Here is a 25,394-nt window from a genome sequence, read left to right on the forward strand (position 1 = left end):
AATTTAGCGAACGGTAAGCCACGTATAGCTTCCAGCAGGTATTTGTATAGGTAAATCAACAGTATAGTCTCGATTGAGATTATAGGTTTCGGTCAATTCGTCGTTTTCAGATATTTTAGCAGTAGTTTCCAATCCCGTATAGTACAAAGGAATATTTACAACCTCATCGATGTCTTCTGAAGTCGGATTGAACAGAAGGATCATCCCTTTTTCTTTCAATTTTGGGTCTACATGCATAAAACCATCCCAAGTTCGCCCATTGGCTCTTCTTAGGTGAATCAGATCTGCATTCAAAATTTGTCGATATTTTTTGTACCACTCAATTTGATTTTGAACCAAGGTTTTGGTCTCTTTACTATCGAATAATCGAGGACCTCGATAGCATGCCTGAACCCCTGCACCATAATTTTGCACCATATGCGCTTCATAAGCATTCAAATGCTCTTTTAAGGGTTCAAGTGTAGCAGCTTCTCCGCCACCATGGTATTCGGTTAGCGGAACAAATGTCCATGCCATGCTAGGGGCTTTCTCCCAAGTGCCGTCATAAATATTTTGCCTTCCCAACAGAATTTGCTGGTCTCGAGGTAGTGACCAGTTGACTTCTCGGTACCCTATACCACACTTATTAGACCCTTGTAAAAAATAGAAATCGGGCGCATTTAAGTAAATATCCTTTTCTCGAAGCGTATTATAAAAATCTACTGACATTTTCCATTGTACCCATTGTGAATCTTCATAACCTTTATGGTACCTGTGTGATGTAGAAGCACAGTAGTCACCGGGGTAAGGGCCATCATGTTCCAACAGATCAAAACCTGTTTCATCTAAAAAGTAAGCTATTTTTTGAATATACTCATACCCCCATTGCGATGCCAAACATGGTGCATTCAAGAATTTGGCACCTCCGGGTTTTCCGGTTTCCTTATCTATTACATCGACCGAGTCTGCAATTTTTCTACTACTAAATAGAGAATATCCGCCCAGTTGAATGCCTTTTTTATGAGCGTAATCGGCCAGTTTTTTAAACTTTGAAATATTTACCGCTGTTGTATCTTCCATATTCAGACCGCTTCCAAAACTAAGAATGACCATTTCATAATCGGTGGCAGCACATTGATCAATTGCCGTTTTCACAACCTTTTCATCAGTTGACGTCAAGTGCATAAATATGGGGTTCTCAGTTACCCAAGGTGCAAGTTTTCTATACATTTTTCGAACGCTCAAAGTATTTCGTTCACGCTCTGTACCGTCTAAAAGCAATTCGTAGATCTTAAAACTTTCAAAGGTATCACCATGCTTTAAAAGAGCATTCGGCCCAACCTCTAATTTGCTTTCCAAGAGACAGGGTGTCTCTAACAACCAGTTTACTTGTGAAGTATACTCTGGATCCGGAGACCAAAAGGTAGTAACATTTGACTCTCCGGTTGTAAACCCTCCAAAAGCATAATCGCTTTCGACATGAATATTAGGTCTTTTCCATTCCGATGGCGGTTCAACTGCATTTTCAACTTCAGGAAATGCCAAAATCTCGTTCTTAAATCCGGTGACGGTTACCACATTATCAGACTGGTTTTCTACTGTCACCCATTTCGATAGTACGGGCATTTCATCAAAAATCGCATAATGAACAGAAACTGTAATTCGCTCTAACTCTTTCGCTTTATGATGGAATCTTAAAATCAATTCTTTGCCCGAAGGAGCGATACGTTCGCTTGTGTTGTATCTTTTACTTCCTTTATAGTTAATATTCGGTTCAAGTTGCTTTATCCTATATTCACTGAACTGAAAAGCTAAGGAGTCTGATGAAAGATTTGGGAGCCAGTCTTCAAGAAAATAACCGTGCTCTTTAAGACCTACCAGACCACCCACAGCATAAGTACTATCATTTATAGCAATTTCAGCCTCTGGCTTAATACTGCGAAGCATTTGCTCACCAGTAACTAGATTTTCAAAAACCACTGTAGCGGCGTTAGCGCCTAAATAAATCTTTCGGTGAATTAAACCATTTGATAAACTAATGGCTTCATTGCTCTCAGATATCTGTGCCGAATAACTACTTGAATCGATTAGCCAATCTATTTTTGAAGTTGACTGAGCTACTAGCGAAGCGGTACTACAAACTAGAATTAAGAATAGAAATTGATTCAAGTGTCTGTTCATTTTAATTGAAATGGTTAGAACTTAATTACTTTCAATAACGGAACCATCTTCACGATAAAGATCAACCTCACCCTCTAACATAACAGCGAGCACCGTCATGTTTTTGTCAAGTACATGCTCTGGCAATTTAATATACTTAATACCGGGGTAATGACTCCAATAAACCTTGCCCACTTCTTGATGGTTCAGTTTTGTGCCTTCACCAACTACATAAATACGGTTGATGTTATTTTTTAAACCTCTCAGTACGACTTCTCCGTTTGAATCTCCCTTTACAAATAGATAAAGAACTTTTTTATCTTTTGACAAAGTTGACGGGCCATAAAAATGCTCTTTCGGCATACCTGATATAGTACCGTAAATCGCTTCTTTGTGTTTATTTGTCCAGCGCCCTAGACCTTCAAGAATTTCAATCTGTTCTTCAGGAATAGAACCATCACCCTTGGGGCCTATATCTAACAAAAGATTTCCGCCGTTGCTTATAACATCGGTGAAAATGCCAATTATCTGGTCCGTAGTCTTGTAATCATGGTCATTCTTTTGATAGCCCCAAGAGTTGTTCATGGTCATACACAACTCCCAAAATTTATTTTCAGGTCTAGTAATTGGCATGCCTTGTTCCGGTGTCGCATAGTCACCTTCATTCTTAAGTCTAGAATTGAGAATGACATTTGGATTTTTCTCTTGCAACATGGCCCTTACTTTTGGAGCTTCCCATTCTTCTGAACTATGTTCCCAATCTCCATCGAACCAATATAAATCAGGATTATATTTTTCTGATAATTCTTTAAGTTGACCTTGGTATAACTTCAAGAATTTTTGCCATCGTTGTGGTTCTTCTTGTGCCTTATATCTTAGTGAATCGCGGGTGAAGTGCGTGTACCCATCATGCGACCAATCTGGTAGAGAATAATATATGCCAAGTTTTAAACCTTCTTTCTTTACAGCATCAGCAAATGGGGTAAGCACATCTTTTTTCGCAGACGCACTTTCGATAGCGTTGAAATTACCAAATTTGGTATCCCACAAGGCAAAACCCTCATGATGCTTAGAGGTAATGACCGTATATTTGGCCCCGGCATTTTTAATCAATCGAACCCATTCTTGGGGATTATAATTTTTTGCTGAAAAACCCTTGGTCTGCTTAAGGTAATCTTTATGTGAAATATAGCCGTTATAGAAAGACCAAGATTCATCGATCCCGTTCACAGAATACAACCCCCAATGGATAAAGACACCTAATTTAGCATCTTTAAACCATTGCATTTTCTCTTCATTTATAGGTGCTTCGCCGGTTTGCGCTTGAACCGATAGAACTATAAAAGATAAAAAACCATATATAAACTTTCGCATGTATCCTAAACTTTAATCTATGTGTTGTTTAATGTATTTGGCCCAAACTTTATACCCTTTTGGTTTAAGGTGGATGCCATCATCTGAAAACAAATCTTTCTTCAATTCACCGTGGTTATCTATAAAAAAACGGCTGATTTCATGATAAGTTACCTGAGGCTCCCCTTTGAGATTTTTTAAGCCGTCGTGCACCTTCCAATATTTATTTCTCTGTGATGATTCTTGTAACGTTCCGGTAACCAAGGGACCAAACAAGTGTATTTTAGCACTCGGAAATTTATATTTTGCCAATTCTACGGTATTTCGAATACCTTCTATGATTTCATCTGCACTATCGAAAGGAAAATTATTGACCCCAATGGTCAATACCACATTTTTTGGGTTGGCGTTTTCATAATTATTGTTATCTAGCCTCCAAAGAATATTTTGAGTTCGGTCACCTGAAATTCCCGCATTAATCCAGTGAAATTCTGTAAAATATTTCTCCGTTGCTTTTTCTCCCGGTCTGTGGGTTACCAGTTTTCTACTGCCACCAAAACCTTGTGTTATAGAGTTACCTATCAATAACAAATCTACATTTGATGAATTGGAACAAATTTCGTTAATATCGTTCGCTTGCGCCCACCAATCTTTACCCTCTACCCAACCGGCTGCGGAACGATACTCTGCCGATGGGGCGGGTACAATAGCTGAATTTATCTTCGTTTGGGTAGCCCTCAGAATAAAGTCTACAATGGGAGATGGATTTATTAGACTATGCGGATGATGGCCGACCTCCGACTTATAAACGGTTTCGATTGAGGCTCTGCTCTCTTTTAAAGCTTTGACAAAAGGAGCGGTATTTTCCGCTACAGGAACAACCTTATCAACCTCACCACAAATATGTAAAATTGGAAAGCCTCCCTTGGCTATTTGCCCAACTTTATTCAAAGGATTAATATGTTCATTTTTAGAACTTTCATCATCAAGAAAATCATGGGCCAACTTATACTTTTCCCAATCTTGGGCACTGCCCTCGCCAGCCCCAAACCCACCGGGCCAACTTTTACCACTTAAAACAGGTGCATCGGCATAAACACAGGCTACTTTATCGGGGTTTTCAGCTGCCCAATTATAAGCGATGAGTCCGCCCCTGCTCATGGCTTCCAATACCACTTTTTTCGCAAAACCTGCACTGGCCATTATATCATAAAAATTGTTCCATCTGCTGACCGCTTCAGAATTTCCGTATAGATCCGCAACGTCACAGTAAGCTATGTGAAAACCACGTTCCAGCAAAGCAATATCAGTTTGTGGTTCATGCCCCCAAAATCTAGCGCGCAACACCCAAGGTTTACTTGATATGGCCTTTTTAGGAAGGGCTATTTTCACGTTGTTTCCGTTCAGACTATATTCCTTTAGAGGAAAACCGTGAAAATTGCTGACCGATACCGCCTTCATCTCTTGAGATAAATTGACTTCGATTTCGGTCGGCACCGTTTTTCGAACCAAATGTTCGTGCAGTCTATTGGCTATCACTGTAGCTCCCAAATCAGAAGGGTGAATTTTATCCGGTAGCAAATCTTCACGATCAATGAACAGATGATATAAATCTATGATTTCAGATTCCGTTTCATAAGCAACCTTTTTTAAGGCAGGAATAATCGATTCTTTGATAATGGGGTTATAAATGCTTGTAGAGTCTTTTGTGAAAGCAGGTACCGGTAATAATAAAATGATACGGGCATTCTCATTTTTGACTTTAAAACTTTGAATCAACGCTTTAGCGTCTTCTTCTAGAAAATTATAATAGGGTCTATTTTGCGACTTACTATCGTTGGTACCCAACTTTATAAAAACCACATCTGGTTCAAAGTCTAAAGCTTTTTTATATTCATCGGTTTCCCAATAAGGGTAATCCCCTTTTTTCAATAATGTAGTACCACTTACTCCGAAGTTTTGAACCGAATAGTCGCTACCCAATAAATTCTGGAGTTGCGCAGGATATGCATTTTTTAATCTATTGTGAAGTCTGGCCCCATAGGTAATACTGTTTCCGACACAGGCAACCTTAATCGGCTCAACAGTATTATTTTGACCTTGTACCGTCTGATAAAACGATAGCAAAATCACAAAACTAACGACACGTTTTAGCACGCTCTGAGATTTATTGGTTTACTTGAATTTAAAGGTAAAAGCTTCCGTTTTCAATAGGGTTGATTTTAATTCATCAGGTATTTCAATTACAAACCCCTTATCCTTTTTCTTCCATCTAAGTCGCTTGTTGTAACCGAGCAATTGAGCTTTACCACCTTTTGGCACCAAGCCTTCAAAATAAATTTCAGATGGAATCTCGGTTTGCTCCTCCTCCACCAAATAAACCAAGAACAGTTCACCGGAAGGTTTAGAAGTAACACAAATGTTCTCAAACTTATATGGCGCTTTTGCTTCGGTACCGTAGATGGCTTCGTCATTAGCATCCATCCACGTTCCAATTTCTTCAAGTAATTTGTAAGCGCCAGCATCCCATTCCCCTTCAGGGCTAGGGGCAATATTCAAGAGTAAATTTCCTCCCTTAGCTACAATATCTACCAAGGTATGTACGGCCTCTCTGCCCGACATGTAATTCGCATTGGGTGAGTATGACCAGCCACCACCCGCAATGATACAAGACTCCCACGGGTAAGGAAGCGGTTTTTCAGGAATGCGGTTTTCCGGTGTCAAGTAATTTTGATTTTTACCGTGAACGGCTCGATCCACCACAATGAGTCCCGGTTGTTCTTTACGGGCTTTTTCCACTAACTCGTCCATTTTAATGTCTTGGTTGACAATTCGATTTTTGAGATAACCACTTTCGTTGTCTTTCAGTTGAGCATCGTACCAACTGGTTATTTCTGACTTCGGAGTTTCTGCTACCCAACCTCCATCAAGCCAAAGAATATCAACCTTGCCATAATCAGTGAGCAACTCTAGAATTTGGTTATGGGTAAAATCAGTAAACTCTTGCCACTTTTCAGGATTCTCTTCCGGACTATAATTTACATTTCGATCTCTTGGTGGATAGTAGGGATCCCAATAAGAATCTACATTCCAATCGGGCTTTGAAAAATAAGCCCCGGCCCAAAGCCCTTCGTTTCTGAAAGCTTCAAAAACCTCTTTTGTAATATTGGATTTCGGATTGGTACTGAACGGAGTTTTAGAATCCGTTATTTTATAATCTGTGTATTTACTATCAAACATAGAGAAGCCATCGTGATGCTTGGTGGTGAAAACGACATATTTCATTCCGGCATTTTTGGCTGCCTTGGCCCATTTCTCAGGATTGAATTTGACCGGATTAAAAGTGGTCTGCAATTCTTCATATTCCTTTTTATAAGCGAAGTAATTTTCAGGATTCGAGCCTTTTTTACGTTCGCACCAACCATATTCCTCTGGGCAGATAGACCATGATTCTACCACGCCCCATTGGCTATACGGCCCCCAATGCATGAGCAATCCAAACTTTACATCTTGCCATTGGTCTAATTTTTCAAGTACCAAAGGGTCGGTTTCAGGCACATAACGTTCATCTTCATAGATGGCCTGTGCATTCAACAATTGAAGAAAAAATAAGCAAATAAGATTGGTAAAGGTTGGTTTCATATAGATTTTGGTTTGTTACGATGCAGAATAGGCTTTCGCCACTTGTTTCGAGCTGCCCAATCCTTCAATACCCAATTCTACCACATCACCTGGCTTAAGGTATTTAGGAGGGTTAAAGCCTAGCCCTACACCAGCTGGCGTACCGGTAGAAATAATATCACCCGGCAATAAGGTCATAAATTCACTGATATAACTGACCACTTCTTGAACATTAAAAATAAAATCGGAAGTAGAGCTATCCTGAATTTTTTCGCCGTTGAGCTCGAGCCAAAGATTCAAGTTGTTAGGGTCTTCGATCTCATCTTTGGTGGCTATAAAAGGCCCGATAGGTGCGAACGTATCAGAACCTTTACCTTTACACCACTGCCCTTCTTTTTCTAATTGATAGGCGCGTTCACTATAATCGTTGTGCAACACGTAACCTGCAACATGGTTCAATGCATTTTCTTTGGTCACATAAGACGCTTTTTCACCGATTACGATAGCCAGCTCTACCTCCCAATCAGTTTTCTCACTTCCCCTTGGAATAATTATATCGTCATTAGGGCCGACAATGGCCGAAGTAGCTTTAAAAAACAACACAGGTTCTTTAGGTATGGTCATACCGCCTTCGGCAGCATGTTTAGCATAATTCAAGCCTACACAGACAATTTTTGAAGGTCTAACCAATGGTGGACCCAATCGTACGTCATCAGGAATATTTTTACAATATGATTGGTTTTCTTTTAACCATTCCGCTAATCTCTCAACACCTTCTGTACCGAAAAAATTCTCATCAAAATCTTCTCCGAATGAAGAAATATCAATGCGCGAGCCATCGGTTAATTGAACACCTGGTTTTTCTTTACCTGAAATTCCGTATCGAATCAGTTTCATAGTATCGTAATATTTTAGATTGAAGTTGAATTAAATTTCATTAAGGTCATGCATTAAGGGCCATCCCATTGATTTCTTGCCAAACCGAACCTGTCGGAAACAGGTAGTTTTCAATAGATTCAGTCTTCATCGAAATACTGAAACCCGGTAACTTGGGTGGCATATAAGCCCCATTTTTTATGACTACTGGGTCATGAAAATGCTCATGTAGATGGTCTACATATTCAATAATCCGGTTTTCCATAGACCCACTGACCGCAATATAATCAATCATTGAAAGATGCTGAACATATTCACATAAACCTACCCCACCTGCATGGGGGCAAACCGGAATATCAAATTTTGCCGCCATGAGCAAGATGGCCAAAATTTCGTTGACGCCGCCAACCCTGCAGCTATCAATTTGGCAAATACCGATGGCCTCGGCCTGCAAAAGCTGTTTGAACATAACCCTATTCTGACAATGCTCACCGGTCGCAACATGAATGGGAGCTATTGCCTTTGCAATTTTAGCATGGCCCAATATATCATCAGGGCTAGTGGGTTCTTCTATCCAGTAAGGGTTATATTTGGCTAATTCCTTCATATTGGAAATGGCCTCATCAACATCCCACTTTTGATTGGCATCCATCATCAACCTTAAATCGGGTCCAATCTCTTCACGAATGATATTGGCTCGACGCATATCATCTTTTAAATCGGAGCCTACTTTAATTTTTATATGGTCAAAACCTAATTCTCTCGCTTCTTGACAGAGTCTGCGCATTTTATCATCAGAATAGCCCAACCAACCGGCAGAAGTAGTATAAGCGCGATATCCCTTTTCTTCAAGTATAGCTATTCGCTCTTTTTTTGTCGACTCTTGTTTCATCAGAATTTCAAGAGCTTCATCTGGTGTAACCGCATCAGTGATATACGTAAAGTCAACACATGAAACAAACTCTTCTGGAGACATATCTGTAATTAACTTCCATAAGGGTTTACTTTCTACTTTTGCATATAAATCCCAAACGGCATTTACAAGTGCACCTGTAGCTAAGTGAATCACCCCCTTCTCAGGACCAAGCCATCTCAACTGGCTATCACCGGTAATCATTTTATAAAAATCGCCCATGTTCGAAGTAAAACTTTCAAGTGTCTTACCAACGACCAATGGAGCTAACGACTTGATTGCCGCCACACAAAGCTCATTGCCCCTACCGATGGTAAAAGTGAGTCCGTGACCTTCTATATTTTTTGGGTGATCCGTCTTTAAAATCACGTATGCCGCAGAATAGTCTGGATCCGGATTCATGGCGTCAGACCCATCAAGAGATTTACTGGTAGGAAAGCGTACATCTCTCACCTCAATGTCAGAAATAGTTATGGTTGGTGTCATTAAAAAGAATATTTAGAGCAAAACTAATTTAAGAGGTTAAACATTTCTACCTCAAAAATGATAATCAATAATACTTTTTTTGCCCTAAATAATAATTTTTCACCTTTTAAGTATGCAATCTGATATAATCACTAGGTGACATACCTACAATAGTTTTAAATTGTCTATTAAAATTAGATATATTATTAAACCCTGATTCGTAACAAACGGAAGACACCGTATTTCTGTGTTCCATTAGTAATTTACAGGCGTAACCCACACGAATTTCGTTTAGATACCTCGTAAATGTTTTTCGGTGTACTCTTTTAAAGAAACGACTAAAAGCCGATGCATTCATATTCGCTACATCAGCCACATCTTTCGAATGAATAGGAGTATTGAAATGTTTAAATATATAGGCATAAATTCTATCTAAATTTTCATTTTCCGATTTTCTAAAAGAATTTACAAAGCCCGAACTGGAAAGCGAGCGACACCTAGAATGTTTCGCCAACTTGCGAAGTATATATATAAATTTCATAGTTCTCTCGAAACCCTTTAGATTCAACAAATCTTCTAACTCATCAATAACTATAGGTGGCAAGTCAATAAATTTCACCCCTTGTTGAGCGCGATCGATCAATCTCGATATCGCTTGCATTTCAGGAGCTTCTAGAAAACCCTCTCCCAAGAAATTTTGCTTAAAATGAACAGCAATAGCTTCTGCAACCAATTCAGAACCTTTTTCAAAATACCTATCATCATTCAACCACATGTGAGGTAGATTCTTACCAATAAGCACAACCTCACCTTCCTCAAATTTCTCTATGCTATCACCTATAAAACGTGTACCGCTACTTTTTCGAATAGCAACAAGTTCAAGTTCGGGATGATGGTGCCAAATTTTTAAAAAATTAGGAAAACGATTCATACTCACAGTAAATGAGCTATGTTTTGCACTCGCACGATCTAATAGATGCAGTTTCATATTAGCATTTTGTAAACAAAGAATTAACACTTAGATATACAAAAATCTTAAAATTTCTTCAAATTACCCCAAATAAGCAAAATTAGTATCACTAGTTGTATAATTTTTAGTAGAATTTAACACATGACATCTATATTTTTGGCACTTGGGTTTATCAAATTGTTAAATTATTTTATCAACTAATATCTGCGAAAACGTTTTCGTGCATACTTAAAATTAATTAGGCAAGATATTTCCCGCATCACAAACAACAGAATTAACCCTAACTAACACATCATCAATTATGAAAAAACGCAAGAACTATGGGAATCCGCAACGGAACCTCCCAAAACTCGATTGCAGAACAGCATTTTTATTGCTGTTTATGGTAATCATTCAAAATGCTGTTTTCGCATCTTACAGTGTGCTCGACCACACTGAATTGCCCGAAGTTCAACAATCAATTACGGGTACGGTTACCGATGAAAGTGGAGTTCCGCTGCCAGGTGCTACTGTACTCGAGGTAGGCACCAGCAATGGAGTTTCTACAGATTTCGATGGAAATTATTCCATAACCTTAACGGGAGATTCACAACAACTGGAATTCTCCTATATCGGTTATGCCACCAAAACCATATCGGTAAACGGTCAATCTGTAATCAACACAGTTTTAGCAGAAGATGCCAGTGAATTAGATGAGGTAGTAGTTACTGCATTGGGTATTAAAAAAGATGCCAAGGCTTTAGGCTATTCAGTGGCCAGTGTCGATAGCGAGCGAATTTTAGCTAGTGGAACACCAGTCAATGCACTTCAGTCACTTTACGGCGCGGCCTCAGGTGTCGCGATTGCCTCTACGGCAGCAGGGCCGTCAGGTGGTATAAAGATTAATATTCGTAATGCCGTTTCTTTCGATGAAAACTCAACCACCAGACCTTTAATGGTAGTTGATGGTATTCCGATATATGATGAAAACTCGAATATTAGTGGCAATGCCCGTACAGGAAGAGACAATGGTACTGGTATCAATGACATCAATCCAGACGATATCGCATCTTTTGAAATTCTTAAAGGCGCTAAAGCCTCGGTACTTTATGGTAGTGAAGGAGCTAATGGCGTAATACTTATCACTACCAAAAGCGGCTCTAAAGCTAGGGGATTGGGCATTTCAGCTTCCTTAACGACGTCGATGGAGAAAAGCGCATTTACAGCTAATTTACAAGATCAATACGGCACGGGTCGAAGCCCTAGTAATTCCGCAAACGATGCACAGGGCTATTATATCAACGAAGCCGGTGAAAGAGCGCTGGATATTGCCGGACCCGCTTTCGGCCCTAAGTATGATCCAAATGTGAACCTTAGATGGTGGGATGGTTCTACTCGACCATGGCAAGCCACAAGACAAGATGTCTATGACCAACTTTTCAAAACCGGTTATCAACGCACTGCCAATGTCGCATTGAGTGCTGGCAGTGATAAAGGTTCAGTTCGATTTTCTTATACCAATCTAAAATATAACCCAATTATTCGTGGGTCGGAATACGATAAGAATACTTTTAGTTTCAATGCTTCCTATGATTTGAACGATAATATTTCGGTTAAATATGTAGGTAATTACTATGTGACCGGCAACTTGAACTCATCTTACGCAGGTTCATTTGATGCTCAAGGCGCTACCTCAAATTTAGGCGCTTACTCAAGAGATATAGACGTAGACTTAATACGCAGTTCTCTGGTAACCGACAATGGGTACAACTATTTTCAGAATGAAGATAGAAGACAGAATTTTATTTCCAATGGTAGGTCGTCTATAGTTAGCACGCTTTGGGATTGGACCCAGAATGAATCTATTTTTGATCGTATTCACAACATACAGTCGCTTACCTTAGATTTCACGTTCAATGATACATTTAGCGCAACCGTTTTGGGAGGTATTGACAATACAACCGAACGCACTCAATACAAAGGTAAATTACAAGACCCAACTCTAATTGGGCCAAACAGCGGCTCAGTATTTACGGATGTGAATCGTATTATCAGAAAGAGCTACGGGCAAGCAACCTTAAACTTCGATACAGATGTCAACGATTTTGGAGTCTCAGGTTTTGTAGGAGGTGTAATTAGAAATAATTATTTAGAATCTAAAGGTGCAGAAAAAATCGGTGGTTTGGTAATACCAAATTTCTTTTCTTTTTCTAATTTACCTTCTGGTATTCAACCACAATATTCATTTGATAATGGTGAAGACATACTATATAGTGTTTTAGGTTCATTGCAAATAGATTGGAAAGACCAAATATATGTTGAAGCCCAGGCACGTCAAGATTGGTCTTCAATTTTGCCTCCTGGAAACAATAGTTATTTCTACCCGGGTGCTAGTGCAACGTGGATTGCCTCGAACAGTATTGACATGCCAGCAGCTATCAAATTCTTGAAATTGAGAACTTCATGGGCCGATGTTGGTCGCCCAGGTCCCCTTTACTTTAGTAATGTGAATTTAGATGTATCACAGTCAGGAAGCGGTTTCATCTTATCACCCCCAGGAGATTTACCTCCAATTGATGATGATTTTATTCCGAACCTTAAGCCCGAAAGAAAAAGGGAATATGAGGTAGGTCTTGAAGGGTATTTCTTCGAAAACCAGAGAGTAGGTATCGACTTCTCGGTATATCACTCGAACACTTATGACCAAATTATGAAGATTACGGCTCCTCCAGGATTAGGTGTCAACAATATTCGAATTAATGCCGGAGACGTAGCCAATACAGGTTGGGAAGTAGCTCTCAAAACCAAACCTGTTTTCAGTGAAGATTTCCAATGGAATTTTGATATGACCTTTGCGGCAGGTAAAACTAAAGTTGAGCGTCTTGACGATGAGCTAACCTCTTTATCCTTATGGAGCACTAATGGCCTTAACGCAGTAGCAGAAGTGGGTGGCGAATATGGCATTATTGTTCAACAACAAGGAAATCAACATTATATCAACCCTTCTGACGATAGCGACCCGAACAATGGTGAACTAATTGTCGATTCTAACGGGCAGCGTTATTCTTACTCAAGCCAGAGTAACAGAAAAGTCGGGAAACTCTTACCAGATCTTACCGGTGGTGTTTTCAGTAGATTCAATTATAAGAATCTAAGTTTGGTCGTAAACATGGATTATTCATTTGGAGCCACAGTTATCAATGAAGCGGAAACGTACATGATGGCTGCTGGTGTTCTTGACGAGACTTTAGCCTATCGTGATGCCGCAAGCGGGGGAGTAGCCTATTATTTAAATGATGAAGGAGCAAAAATCGCAGGAACTAATCCTGGCACCGGGGCCACTTACAATGATGGTGTAGTTCTGAGTGGTGTAAATGCCAACGGAGAAGCTAATACTCAAGTTTCATCGGCACAAGATTATTATTACTCATCGTATTTCTCTAATGGGTTCTTTCCTGAAGATAGACTATTTAAAAGTGATTATGTAGCGTTAAGAAATGTTTCATTGGACTATAGAATTCCTGATTTTTCCAAAAAAATTGGTCTTAGCGATATTGTTGTTTCTTTATTTGCCAACAACCTTGCGTATATTTATAAGGCTGCTCCGAACACCATTCCTGAGTCATCTAATGGTACCGGATGGTCTAGTGGTTCTTACGGAACTACAGCTCTACCAGCTCAAAGATCTATAGGTCTATCAGTAAAGGCAAAACTTTAATTAAAAAAATAGCATAATGAAAAATTCAATATTTGTATCTATACTAGCGGTCTTTCTTCTGTTGGGCTCAGCAGGGTGTGAAGACAACCTAGAGGAACTATATCAAGATCCTGATGGCTTTTCTAAAGGCCAGGCAGACGAAGCGGGGGTAAGTATTATCGCCGGTTATTTTACTTCACAATTAACTAGAGGGTTTTTTCTTCGCGGTGAATATGGCGCACATTACCACCAGTTAAGAAGTGGGTCACGTGTAATGGGTACAGGTGTACAACTCTATTATACCACTAACACTCAGGGTGTACCCTATACCTTACAAAATGTAGAAAATGATTGGGGCTCCAATGGTTTTAATCGAACTGTATTCAACAAACTAAACAGTGATTGGATCAAACAAGTACTTTGGGCTCAAAAAGAATATAATAAGATAGCTGAGCAAGACCGCACGAATTTAGATGTCTTATTCATGCGCTTATTGCATGTTCTTAAGGGTTATGCCTACCAAAGGTCAATTGACGGTTATGATGAGGTACCCTATTTCGAAACCGGCTCTGCTGGAGCATTAGATGGTGAAAAAGCCCAATATCTAGGTCAAGAAGAAATTTACCCTATAATCATAGAAGAGTTAGGAGAAATAGAGACCTACCTCACTACTGTTGAACTGAACGCAAGTGAACAAGCGGTCTTTGGTGCACAAGACGTAATTTTTGATGGCAGTATTTTACAATGGCGTAAATACATCAACTCATTAAGGTTGCGCTGGGCAATGACGGTAAGTGAAAGATTACCCGAACTTACCAATGCTACTCTGGCCGAACTAAGCACTAAACCTTTATTCACAGAGGTGACCGATGTAGCAGGTTTAGCTGACATCGCTATAGTTGAACCCAACCGCTTGCAAGTTGAGCTGGGCATTACCCGAGCTTTTAGAGAACGTGGTGATGAAAGCCGTGCGCCCAAGCGCTACTTAGAAGATGTTATGCACTGTGTACCAACGGAAAAGAGTGTAGTGGTAAACGGGGAAACTTTATTTTATTTTGATGGGGATAACTCAAAAGAAGGATTAGCCAACGGCACGGTTGATCCACGTGTTGCGTATCTGTTCTCAAAAGATATAATGGGAAGATATATAGGTTCAGAGACCGGATGGGATAATGGCACCGACCCTAACAGTTATTTGAATAAAACATTAAGGGCATACTATATCAACCATCCAATAATGACCGACCTTAGTGTTACCGAAATTTCATTTGGAAGTGAAGATGGCGACGAGCAGAAGATAATTCTAAATGATGAGGCAGCAGCTGATCTATCTATTCGCGAAGCTTTTTTATTAAATGCTTTTAGAGATTACATAGGTAATTATAGAGATACCAATTACACTATTGGCACTGACGACAACTTGGTATCGGAATTCAACACAAGACCTCAGTACAATTTCGATTTGAGATACCCCACTCTTCATGCAGTTGAAACAGAACTTTCTTTGGCAGAAGCAGCCGTGCGCGGATTTGGATCCGGTTCAGCCGCAGATCATTATGCAAGAGCGATTGAGCTATCATGTAATTATTGGTACCAAATCAATGCCGACAATAGATACTCGAAACAAACGACACCGTCGTTTCCTAGCACTATGGACCAATCAAGAATCGAGCGTGATAGACCAGAAGAAGAGTATAGTGCTGCTGCCTATGCTGCTTTTGAAGCAAAACGGTTCGCCGGCTTGACCGATCAAGATAAGGTAATGGCTATCTTCAATCAGCTACAATTGCATTACAATATGTTCAATTTCGAAGTGCCTTGGACCACAGCTAGGCGTTTGGTTAAATATCTTGGCAACGACAACCCAGGTTCACCTTATGAGATATTTAAGTGGAAAGAGCGCTTTTTATACGACCCAAGTATTCAAGCTACCGATCCTGAAGCATGGGCTAGAATTAGTCAACACGATAATCCAGATATCCCGGTTTGGTTTACAGGTCGTGATGCCAAGTGGAAAAACGTTTTGGAATAGATTAACAACAATATTATAAAATATAAAGATGAAAAAAATATTATTTTTTATGCTAACCTTGATCTTTACCACTTCTTGCAGCAAAGACGATCAAGCTGCTATTGTAGGAACTGCGAGTGCAGATGATGGCAATGTATTATCTGGCATTACTGTAAAATTATATACTGAAGGCACCAATTTACTAATGGATACCAGCACCGATGGTGAAGGCAACTTTTCGTTCGACGGGCTAGATGTTGGCAATTACTATGTAGGAGCCACTACGGTAGTTCGCGATACTGTTTGGGACACTGGCAACACACCACAGATAATTTATGTCGGTGGCGAGATAGAGAAAGAAGTGTCTTTAACACTGACCAAAAAGCAATAACCACCAGACCAGAGCCAAGATTGACCAATTAATTTAAATTCTTGGCTCTATTTTACACTACCTGATGCTAATGATGTTACAGTTATTGGTAACTATTCAACCTTCATCAGTGTAGTAATCATTAAAAATTGTTTATGTTAGTTTCATGATTAGTTGAGTTAAGAAAGGTCGGTCAAAATTGATCGACCTTTCTATTTTAATTCATTACCAATTTTACTAAAGCCAAATACATGTCATCTCTTCTCCCCACTCATAAATTATCATCCGGTAATTTAATCATCAAAGCAACATTTTTATTATGCACTATTTTTCTTGCTGTTTCATGCCAACCCCAACAGCAAGAAATTTTGCTTTTCAGCAAAACCGCTGGTTTTAGACATCAATCTATAGAGGCAGGCATTTCTGCCCTAGAAAAATTAGGTGCAGAAAATGGATATAAAGTAACCTCTACGGAAAATGCCAACTACATCGTGGAAGATTCGCTTCAGAACTATGCCACTGTTATTTTTCTAAACACCACAAGAGATATACTGAACGATGTACAACAAGCCGATTTTGAAAGATACATTCAAGCAGGCGGAGGTTTTGTTGGTGTACACGCGGCAACCGATACTGAATATGATTGGCCTTGGTACAATAAGTTAGTAGGGGCCATTTTTGACGGTCACCCAAAAATACAAGAAGCCAAACTTCAAGTAACCGATGGCGACCACCCATCTACAAAAACATTTACCGACTCTATCTGGAGCAAAAGTGATGAGTGGTACAACTTCACGAAAATCAATCCTGATATAAATGTTGTTCTTAAAGTTGACGAAAATAGTTATGAAGGTGGCACCAATGGCGACAACCATCCTATTGCATGGTATCACGAATACGATGGTGGCCGTTCTTTTTATACCGAGTTGGGCCATACCGAAGAAACCTATGAAAACCCTAAATTTTTAGCACATCTACTAGGTGGCATAAAATATACAATTGGTGATGGCCAAATTGATTATAAGAAAGCCAAAACACAAAGAGTACCGCCAGAAGACCGTTTTGCAAAAAAAGTATTAGATTTTAACCTAAACGAACCCATGGAACTTGATGAGCTACCTGGCCAGGGTATTCTGTTCATTGAGCGAAGGGGTGCCGTCAAACTCTATGATTTCGAAACGGAAAAAACGGAGACCCTTGCGCAACTCGACCTTTTTTACGGTAACGAAGATGGGCTTTTAGGCATTGCCGTAGACCCAAACTTTACCAAGAACAATTGGATCTATCTCTTTTACACCGCACCCAGCGAGGTTTCAACACAACGAGTATCTCGTTTTACATTGAGTAACAAAGAGCTCAATTTAGATTCTGAAAAGATTTTGTTGGAAATACCAACAAATCGCCAATGCTGCCACAGTGGCGGGGCCCTTGAATTCGGACCAAACGGAAATTTATTCATTACCGTTGGCGATAATACCAACCCATTTGAATCTTCGGGCTTTGCCCCGATCGATGAGCGTGAGGGTCGCACAGATTGGGACGCTCAAAAATCAGCGGCCAACACCAATGACCTTCGTGGAAAAATACTTCGAATAAAACCGGAAGATGATGGCACCTACTCAATTCCCGAGGGAAACCTTTTTCCCGAAGGCACAGAAAAGACCCGTCCAGAAATTTATGTGATGGGCAACCGAAATCCGTTTAGACATTCCATAGACAGTAAAACCGGATATTTATATTGGGGAGACATTGGCCCAGATGCCGGTAAAGCCGACCCCAATCGTGGGCCCAGTGGTATGGGTGAATACGATCAAGCACGAAAAGCTGGTTTTTGGGGCTGGCCTTATACGAGAGGGTATAATGAACCTTATAACGATTATAATTTTACGACTAACACTTCAGGTGACAAATTCGACCCGAATAACCTGATCAATGACTCACCGAATAACACGGGATTACAGAAGCTACCACCAGCGCAACCTTCGATGATTCCGATGACGTATTACCGCTCAGAAGAATTTCCTTGGATGGGTGCCGGAGGCATCAACCCCATGGCCGGCCCGGTATATCACGCTTCTGACTACCCAAATGCTGAAAATGGGTTTCCCGAATATTTTGAAAACAAATTGTTTTTGTATGAGTGGATGCGAGATTGGATTTACGTCATCACTTTAGATGAGAACCAAGATTACGTAAAAGCCGATGCCTTTATGCCAAACACCGAGTTTTCACACCCTATGGATATGATTTTCGGTTCTGATGGAAAAATGTACGTTTTAGAATACGGCCAAAAGTGGAACTCTCAAAATTTAGATGCGCGCCTAAGTAGTATTTCCTATTTACCCGGAAATAGAAAACCGATAGCCCGATTAGCGAACGATAAAGCTGTCGGTGCCGCGCCACTTAAGGTTCAATTTTCGGGAGAACAATCATTAGATTATGACAACGATGATTTAACCTATGAATGGTATTTTGATAGTAATAAAGTTCAATCTGCCAAAATGAATCCTGAATTTACCTTCGAAAAAGAAGGTATCTACAATGTTAGAATGAATGTAACGGATAGTGAGGGCAATACCGCATCTGCGAACACCAAGATTATGGTCGGCAACGATCCGCCAGAGCTAAACTTACAAATAGAAAACAATGATTCTATTTATTGGGATGGAAAGAAAATAAATTATAAAATTTCAGTAAGCGACAAACAAGACGGTGCTACATCGGATAATTCAATAAGCGCTGCTGACGTAAAGGTTACTTTCGACTATATACCAGAAGGTAAAGACATAGTAAAAGCTACCATAGGGCATCAACGCAGCACTGACCCTGAAGGAAAAAAGGCTATAGATGGCACAGATTGTAAGGCTTGCCACGCCATTAACGAAAAAGTAAATGGCCCTAGCTATACCGAAATTGCCAAAAAATATGGCTCAGAAGATACGGGTTATTTGGTTTCTAAAATTATCAAAGGAGGTGGCGGTGTTTGGGGTGAAGGGGCGATGTCCGCCCATCCACAATTGAGTGTTGAAGAGGTTACCCAAATGGTTGATTATATCCTCTCGCTGAAACCGTCTGATGAGAAAAAACAAAACTATCTGCCGTTAGAAGGCACACTCACCTTTGATAAGCACTTATCGGCTGAAAGCGAAGGCACTTATATCTTAATGGCTTCTTATCGAGATAACGGCAACCCCCAGCAACCGGAGTCAGAATTGACTGCGAACGAACAATTTGTATTTAACAGTCAAAAAATACAAGCAGAAGATGCCAACGAAATAAGTGAAGGCATTAACAGCTGGCGCACAAACTATTCAAGGGTTGTTGGCGGCATGATTCATGATTCATATTTGCGATTCGACAATATAGACCTCGAAAATCTTAAGCATTTGAAGTATGCTACGTTCTTTAATTCCGACTACGATTTTCAAGGAACCTTAGAAATTCGGCAAGACGCATTGGATGGACCAATTATTGGCAAACAACGTATTAAGTATTTTGGACCGGAAAAAACAGCCTATTTTGAGATTGAGGTAAAACCGACAAAGGCAAATGCGACCATCTATTTGCTATACAAAAACCCTGATAAGAAACTGAACAACATCGGTCATGCCGATTATATCTCTTTTGACTATAAAAGGTAATATGACCTATAATGTTTTAAAAAAGATAATACGGAATAGAAAATTATATTTATGGTGTTTGGTGTTCGGCGTATTTAACCTTTGCTCATCACAAACAAAGGTCATTCTTGATACTGATTTTGACTCTGACGTTGATGACGTTCAGGCTTTGGGCATGTTGCACTCTTATCAGGCCGCTGGAAAAATTGATTTAATAGGGGTTGTTGTTACCAGTGACGATTCATACTCCTATAAAGCCGTTTCTGCGATCAATACATACTACGGTTCACCAAATACCCCTATCGGTTATCTTAAAAAACAAAAAGATACCAGCAATTTCTCAAAATATACGAAGCAAGTAAGTATTGAATTTTCACATCGTATAAGCTCATCCGAAGAAATACAAGAATCGTCAAAACTCTATCGGAAACTTTTATCGGAAAGCAATGACAGTTCTGTAGTTATAGTTACGATAGGCCATTTAACCAGCCTACAAAACCTCTTGCAATCGAAAGGTGATGACATATCTCCGCTTGACGGAGAACAATTGATCTATCAAAAAGTCAAAAAATGGCTATGTATGGGAGGTACTTATCCCCAAGGAAAAGAAGCCAATTTTTATCGACCTGATCCGGAATCTACAATCTATTGTATCGCTAACTGGAAGAAGGAAGTTGTTTTCTGCGGTTGGGAAGTCGGTAACCAAATACTTACCGGTGGCAATTATCTCAAAGATAATATCGACGTGCACAACCCGATATATAGAAGTTATGAGCTTTTCAATAATTTTGCTGGAAGACCCGCTTGGGATCAAGTTGCCGTTATGCTATTAGATAAAAAAATATCATCATCTATTTTCGACGTAAATACAAATGGCTACGTTTCAATAAAAAAAGATGGTAGTAACCAATGGCATTCAGGCAAGAAGAAAACCAACAAAAATCATGCTTACGTATCAATAAAAAGGAATATTAGCCCTAAGGTGATTGCCAAAACGATTGATGACCTCATTGTTGTTATACAGGTTCGTTAAAATTTGATTGGGCAATTACATTCTGTTCAATATTAACTCTACCTCAAGCCTATTATTCTCCTGAACACATCATCTATCACCTTTTAATGGCTCCCGAGGTATCACCTTCCATTAAACTGGTCACATTTTCTAAAGATACCATATTGACATCACCGGGAACGGTATGTTTTAAGGCACAGGCTGCTGAAGCAAAATTCAGGGCTTGAAGGTCGTTATCGTAGTGTAGCAAACCGTAAATGAGACCAGAAGCGAAAGCGTCACCGGTACCGACACGATCAATGACGGGGGTAATATTCAGGATTTCCGTTTTAATATACTCCTCTCCATTCCACATTTTACCCTGTATTTGCTGATGTGAAGCACTGATAGATTTTCTGGTTTTACCCACTACTTTCTTAATCTTCGGAAATTTGTCCATTAGTTTTTTGGAAGCCTCCCTAAACTTATCCTCCGGGGCCGCTACCCCGAACATTTCGTGTATTCCTCGGCTACTCGTAATTACCACATCACAGTTTTGAACCAATTCCGGCATCACCTCTTGCATGGTCTTACCATATTTCCACATATTATCACGAGAATTAATATCACCTGAAACCTTAACGCCCATTTTGTTGGCAGTTTTGATAGCCTCTAAGCAGCATTTTGCCGCTCCCTCAGAAATAGCAGGGGTAATGCCTGTCCAATGAAACCAGTCTGCACCTTTAAGAGCCTTCTGCCAATCTATCATAGAAGGTTCTATTAGTGAAAAAGCGGAGCCCTCCCTTTCATAGATTACCTCACTTGATCGATGCGCCGCTCCTTTTTCCAAAAAGTACTTCCCCAGCATGTTGCCGCCATAAATCACATGTTCGGTACTTAACCAGTGCTTACGTAAGAACTGGGTAGCCGCCTTACCCAAAGCATTGTTCGGAAAACGCGTCACATGGGACGCTTTCATGCCCAAATAAGCACACGAAATGGCTACGTTCGCTTCACCGCCACCATAGACGAGTTCTAAAGATGTTGCTTGGGCAAATTTAGAATAGCCCGGTGGGGATAATCGCATCATTACCTCCCCAAACGTGATTAGCTTTTTAGGCATCCTAGCTTTCAGTTTTAATTCCTTTACAAAAGTGAGGGCAAATTCTCAAGATCGAATAAGCACTATTTTTTATCATCGGTACTGGTAGGCTTATGTGTCTTAAGCCATTCTTGACCTTCTTTTGTCAAGAAAAAATCCATCCACATATAATTCATTCTCTTATTATCATGCACTGTAACACCATGGCTGGAGCCAATAGGAATATGTAACAACGAGTATTGCTTTAATTCTGTTGAGGCATCATCTGCATGCACGATAATATCATTTTCTGAAAGCCCTAAGAAAAGTTGGTCTAGCATCGGGTGCTCATGAGCACCAACTTTATCCGGCCCCATGGCCTCGACCGTACCCAATGAAACCCTAGGAACAATATCAGCCGGAAGCACCGTTCTACTAGTTGTGTTAGGACTCTTTATTTTTTCGGTATATGGTTCGCAATCTACGAATCTTGTGTAGAAGAGGTCATATTTGTTCTTCTCCGGAAAATTCTTCAAATCTTCTAGGTCTTGTTTCGACAACTTCTTGGTAAACTGTAAAAAATGTAGTTGTTCGTTCTCTGGCACTTGTATTTTAATACTATTACTTCCGTTCATGGGTATGGCAATAGATTCAGGTGCAACATCTTGAATTATTGTATCTGTTTTTATAGTTGCGTTGCCGGTCATAAACAAAAACATCGTCACATTTTCATCTGTTAGACTGATTGTTTTTGTCATCGGCCCCTGATAGGCAATATGCTCAATTTTCGTTTCGGCTATTTCACCCTTCAGCAACTCTTCTGTAAAAACGGACTCTCCATCTGGCATTACCATATTCATATCTTGAACGACTATTTCAGGTGAACTGTTGCAGGATGAAAAAAGAACCGCAAATACAAAACATAGACTAATGAAGTAATTTCTAAAAATTTGAAAACTGTTCATGGTTTAAACTTTTTGATATCGTTAATACAACAATTTCAACTCAATATTCTGTTGCACTTCAATTTTTCCTGAGTTTGAAATTTCATTACCGGAATGGGTATTGTTTTTGGCACCCCATAACAACGCCACTAATTTCACTTGGTTGTTTTGAAAAGTATTATCCTCTAAATTCACATTTATAATACCTGGTGTTTTAATCAATGTAGAACTTTTATCGCTACTTCCACAAGCCGTGAATGTTGAGTTTTTCACTGTTAAGTAACCACCAATAGTAGACTCGTCATACCCGCCGCGGTAGAAATGAATTACATTTTGGTCTACATTTTTAAACTCGCAAGAATCGAAAGTTACCATCTCAGCATTATAGTTGCCTTTTTCTTCAGCTGCGAGAACAAATCCGTTTTTACAATTTTGAATTAAAGAGTTTTTGAAATCAAGGGAATCGGCGAAGGAACCCGTAGTCGCTTTCAATACATATTCAAAATCTTCAATGACACAGTTTTCGATGTATAAATTATATGCAGATGACATATTTTTCTCCAGTGGGGCAAAAGCCAATTGATTCTCTTGCCCCGTAAGAGTAACATTATTCATATGCAACACTCCTTTTGGATTCATTTGGAAGGCAGCTGTATTTTCTTTTCCCTCATATACTAGTTGCACCTTATCATTTGACTTACTGCGAATGGTGATGTTTTTGTCAATTTTAAGGGAAGTTTTCAAAGTATAAACCTCATCAGAAAGTTCAACAACATCTCCATCTTTAGCCTGAGCAATAGTATTTTGCAGTTCACCCTCTGCCGATGTAGCACTCAATATATTCGGTTCGGAAGCCTCTTTATCGGGAGAAAACCATTCTGGGCCATACTTAGTTCTATCAATTTCATAGTTATTGGCCCTGGACAAATCAGCTATCGCCCCCACTCTATTTTTATCACCTCTTGATGAACCAAAAAGATCTTTTTCTATTCTTTTAAAATCATAACCATCGAATACTTCGGCGAGTATATCGTCTTGCCCCTCTTCAGGAACGAACAACCATTCGTTTACCTGCTTCACTTTGACCTTTTCATTCTGTAAAGATTCAAATTGATTAAATGCACTGCCATAATTATCAAGAATATTATTTTCGAAAAGAACACCATTAATATCATCATGATTTACTACTGGCGACTTATCTGCTTTGGTATTGTAAATAAAGTTATTGGCTATGGTGGTGCGAATTGGAGGGGCCGAACGAATTTCACTTGCGGGAAGCACATCGGCACTCGCCTTGTTTTGCCCAACCCCAATTTGCCAAGGTGATAAACAGTCGACCCAAGTATTATACGCAACTACCGCATCTGTAACTTGCTTGTATCGATTTAATGATGATTTCGGGATACCGTTCATAACAGCCAGCGGACTTCTGAACTCTTCGCCCCTGATTTTATAGAAATAGTTATTGGTGATCCAATGCCCGGTATTGACCAACCTAATACCGCCATAGAAGTTAGAATCATCGCCACCGATGAAAATATTACCATCTACAGTGGCATAATCGGCATGTCTAAGTACCAGTGAGCCTTCACATTTATAAAATATGTTATTGGTAAACGAGTTAAAATTCGTCTTATCTGAAATAATCTCTACCTCCCCATTACAGGCCTCAAAAAAATTATTGGAAACGTTCACGTAACCTGGCGTCATTGAGGTTTCACTACCGCCTGTTCTTAACGTCTCCGCTCTTGGACCGCCCTTTCTTGGTCTTGGGCCAAAATAATTATTTACAATTTGATGATGATTGTTCGTGTTTTCATTACCGGTGTGATAGACCATTAATGTAACCCCATCATTTGATTTACCTGCAATATAACTATGGTCGAGCTGATTGTGTTTTCCATAAAACTCGACCCACCTATCATTTTCCCATCTATTTGGTCGAGTAAAGCCATCAATAACACAACTCGTCACCCTAGAGTTATTCGCTATACTGTCTTTGCCAATTTTAAATCGGATAATACCTTTTTCCGGCGAATATCCATTTCGAAAATAAAGTCCGTTGACAACTAGATATTCACCCCCTAAGTGAAGATTTGACTGCCCTTCAAAAAAGACTTTTCCCGGTGTTTCGGCCCGTAAGGTTATAGGCTTGTTCTCTGTACCCAAACCGTACAACTTCATTTGAACATCCTTATAAATTCCATCAGCTATAACGATTTCGCTACCAGGCCCTACTTCACTTAATGCCTGCCTTAGCTCATCGCTATTTTTGACTAAAACCCCTGTAGATGCCGATTTTTCACCACATGAAAACAATAGCAGAAAAATTGCTAGAGCCATAAATTTATTTTGAATTCTCAT

At 39.7% G+C, this 25,394-nt stretch carries 15 protein-coding genes; 5 read left to right on the forward strand and 10 right to left on the reverse strand.

All coding sequences use genetic code 11. The features are described from left to right. Positions 1-3: 3 nt before the first annotated feature. From IV512_RS15195 to IV512_RS15225, 7 genes are all read right to left on the reverse strand, one after another. Positions 4-2,160 (reverse strand): alpha-galactosidase, encoded by a 2,157-nt coding sequence (locus IV512_RS15195; RefSeq protein WP_209404853.1) that lies wholly within the window; start codon positions 2,158-2,160, stop codon positions 4-6. 21 nt (positions 2,161-2,181) lie between these two features. Next, positions 2,182-3,513: an alpha-L-fucosidase gene (locus tag IV512_RS15200; RefSeq protein ID WP_209404855.1), complete on the reverse strand. Its 1,332-nt coding sequence runs from the start codon at positions 3,511-3,513 to the stop codon at positions 2,182-2,184. A gap of 12 nt (positions 3,514-3,525) precedes the next feature. Continuing rightward, positions 3,526-5,625: a GDSL-type esterase/lipase family protein gene (locus tag IV512_RS15205; RefSeq protein ID WP_209404857.1), complete on the reverse strand. Its 2,100-nt coding sequence runs from the start codon at positions 5,623-5,625 to the stop codon at positions 3,526-3,528. Positions 5,626-5,667: 42 nt separating this feature from the next. Then, positions 5,668-7,134 carry an alpha-L-fucosidase gene (locus tag IV512_RS15210; protein ID WP_209404859.1) on the reverse strand — a complete coding sequence of 489 codons (1,467 nt, stop codon included), beginning with the start codon at positions 7,132-7,134 and terminating at the stop codon, positions 5,668-5,670. 15 nt (positions 7,135-7,149) lie between these two features. Beyond that, entirely contained in the window at positions 7,150-8,010 is an 861-nt protein-coding gene (locus IV512_RS15215; RefSeq protein WP_209404861.1) for a fumarylacetoacetate hydrolase family protein, read from the reverse strand. 46 nt (positions 8,011-8,056) lie between these two features. Then, entirely contained in the window at positions 8,057-9,388 is a 1,332-nt protein-coding gene (locus IV512_RS15220; RefSeq protein ID WP_209404863.1) for an L-fuconate dehydratase, read from the reverse strand. Positions 9,389-9,494: 106 nt separating this feature from the next. After that, positions 9,495-10,355: an AraC family transcriptional regulator gene (locus IV512_RS15225; protein WP_209404865.1), complete on the reverse strand. Its 861-nt coding sequence runs from the start codon at positions 10,353-10,355 to the stop codon at positions 9,495-9,497. Between the two features lie 283 nt (positions 10,356-10,638). Here IV512_RS15225 and IV512_RS15230 point away from each other — a divergent pair, with 283 nt between their 5' ends. The 5 genes from IV512_RS15230 to IV512_RS15250 all read left to right on the forward strand — a co-directional run bounded on the left by IV512_RS15230 (position 10,639) and on the right by IV512_RS15250 (position 21,047). Next, positions 10,639-14,034 (forward strand): SusC/RagA family TonB-linked outer membrane protein, encoded by a 3,396-nt coding sequence (locus IV512_RS15230; RefSeq protein WP_209404867.1) that lies wholly within the window; start codon positions 10,639-10,641, stop codon positions 14,032-14,034. 16 nt (positions 14,035-14,050) lie between these two features. Then, positions 14,051-16,045, forward strand: coding sequence for a SusD/RagB family nutrient-binding outer membrane lipoprotein (locus IV512_RS15235; protein ID WP_209404869.1), 1,995 nt, complete (start codon positions 14,051-14,053; stop codon positions 16,043-16,045). A gap of 28 nt (positions 16,046-16,073) precedes the next feature. After that, positions 16,074-16,415: a carboxypeptidase regulatory-like domain-containing protein gene (locus tag IV512_RS15240; RefSeq protein WP_209404871.1), complete on the forward strand. Its 342-nt coding sequence runs from the start codon at positions 16,074-16,076 to the stop codon at positions 16,413-16,415. Positions 16,416-16,645: 230 nt separating this feature from the next. Then, positions 16,646-20,035 (forward strand): ThuA domain-containing protein, encoded by a 3,390-nt coding sequence (locus IV512_RS15245; RefSeq protein WP_209404873.1) that lies wholly within the window; start codon positions 16,646-16,648, stop codon positions 20,033-20,035. Next, a complete protein-coding gene (locus IV512_RS15250; protein ID WP_209404875.1) occupies positions 20,001-21,047 on the forward strand; it encodes a nucleoside hydrolase in 1,047 nt (348 codons plus the stop codon). Before IV512_RS15245 ends, IV512_RS15250 begins: the two co-directional genes overlap by 35 nt. Positions 21,048-21,123: 76 nt before the next feature. Here IV512_RS15250 and IV512_RS15255 read toward each other — a convergent pair whose 3' ends face one another. The 3 genes from IV512_RS15255 to IV512_RS15265 form a co-directional block, all read right to left on the reverse strand. After that, a complete protein-coding gene (locus IV512_RS15255; protein ID WP_209404877.1) occupies positions 21,124-22,128 on the reverse strand; it encodes a sugar kinase in 1,005 nt (334 codons plus the stop codon). 62 nt (positions 22,129-22,190) lie between these two features. Next, positions 22,191-23,051: a hypothetical protein gene (locus tag IV512_RS15260; protein WP_209404879.1), complete on the reverse strand. Its 861-nt coding sequence runs from the start codon at positions 23,049-23,051 to the stop codon at positions 22,191-22,193. A 21-nt stretch (positions 23,052-23,072) separates the two neighbouring features. Then, positions 23,073-25,394, reverse strand: a complete 2,322-nt coding sequence (locus IV512_RS15265) for a chondroitinase-B domain-containing protein (protein ID WP_209404881.1) — start codon at positions 25,392-25,394, stop codon at positions 23,073-23,075.

The sequence above is a fragment of the Pseudozobellia sp. WGM2 genome, from assembly GCF_017810075.1.
Lineage (GTDB): Bacteria > Bacteroidota > Bacteroidia > Flavobacteriales > Flavobacteriaceae > JADNYK01.

Coding starts and splice junctions, on each gene's coding strand:
- IV512_RS15195 (WP_209404853.1), bottom strand. CDS start 2,160: ATGAACAGACACTTGAATCAATTTCTATTCTTAATTCTAGTTTGTAGT.
- IV512_RS15200 (WP_209404855.1), bottom strand. CDS start 3,513: ATGCGAAAGTTTATATATGGTTTTTTATCTTTTATAGTTCTATCGGTT.
- IV512_RS15210 (WP_209404859.1), bottom strand. CDS start 7,134: ATGAAACCAACCTTTACCAATCTTATTTGCTTATTTTTTCTTCAATTG.
- IV512_RS15215 (WP_209404861.1), bottom strand. CDS start 8,010: ATGAAACTGATTCGATACGGAATTTCAGGTAAAGAAAAACCAGGTGTT.
- IV512_RS15220 (WP_209404863.1), bottom strand. CDS start 9,388: ATGACACCAACCATAACTATTTCTGACATTGAGGTGAGAGATGTACGC.
- IV512_RS15225 (WP_209404865.1), bottom strand. CDS start 10,355: ATGAAACTGCATCTATTAGATCGTGCGAGTGCAAAACATAGCTCATTT.
- IV512_RS15230 (WP_209404867.1), top strand. CDS start 10,639: ATGAAAAAACGCAAGAACTATGGGAATCCGCAACGGAACCTCCCAAAA.
- IV512_RS15235 (WP_209404869.1), top strand. CDS start 14,051: ATGAAAAATTCAATATTTGTATCTATACTAGCGGTCTTTCTTCTGTTG.
- IV512_RS15240 (WP_209404871.1), top strand. CDS start 16,074: ATGAAAAAAATATTATTTTTTATGCTAACCTTGATCTTTACCACTTCT.
- IV512_RS15245 (WP_209404873.1), top strand. CDS start 16,646: ATGTCATCTCTTCTCCCCACTCATAAATTATCATCCGGTAATTTAATC.
- IV512_RS15250 (WP_209404875.1), top strand. CDS start 20,001: ATGCCGATTATATCTCTTTTGACTATAAAAGGTAATATGACCTATAAT.
- IV512_RS15255 (WP_209404877.1), bottom strand. CDS start 22,128: ATGCCTAAAAAGCTAATCACGTTTGGGGAGGTAATGATGCGATTATCC.
- IV512_RS15260 (WP_209404879.1), bottom strand. CDS start 23,051: ATGAACAGTTTTCAAATTTTTAGAAATTACTTCATTAGTCTATGTTTT.
- IV512_RS15265 (WP_209404881.1), bottom strand. CDS start 25,394: ATGAGAATTCAAAATAAATTTATGGCTCTAGCAATTTTTCTGCTATTG.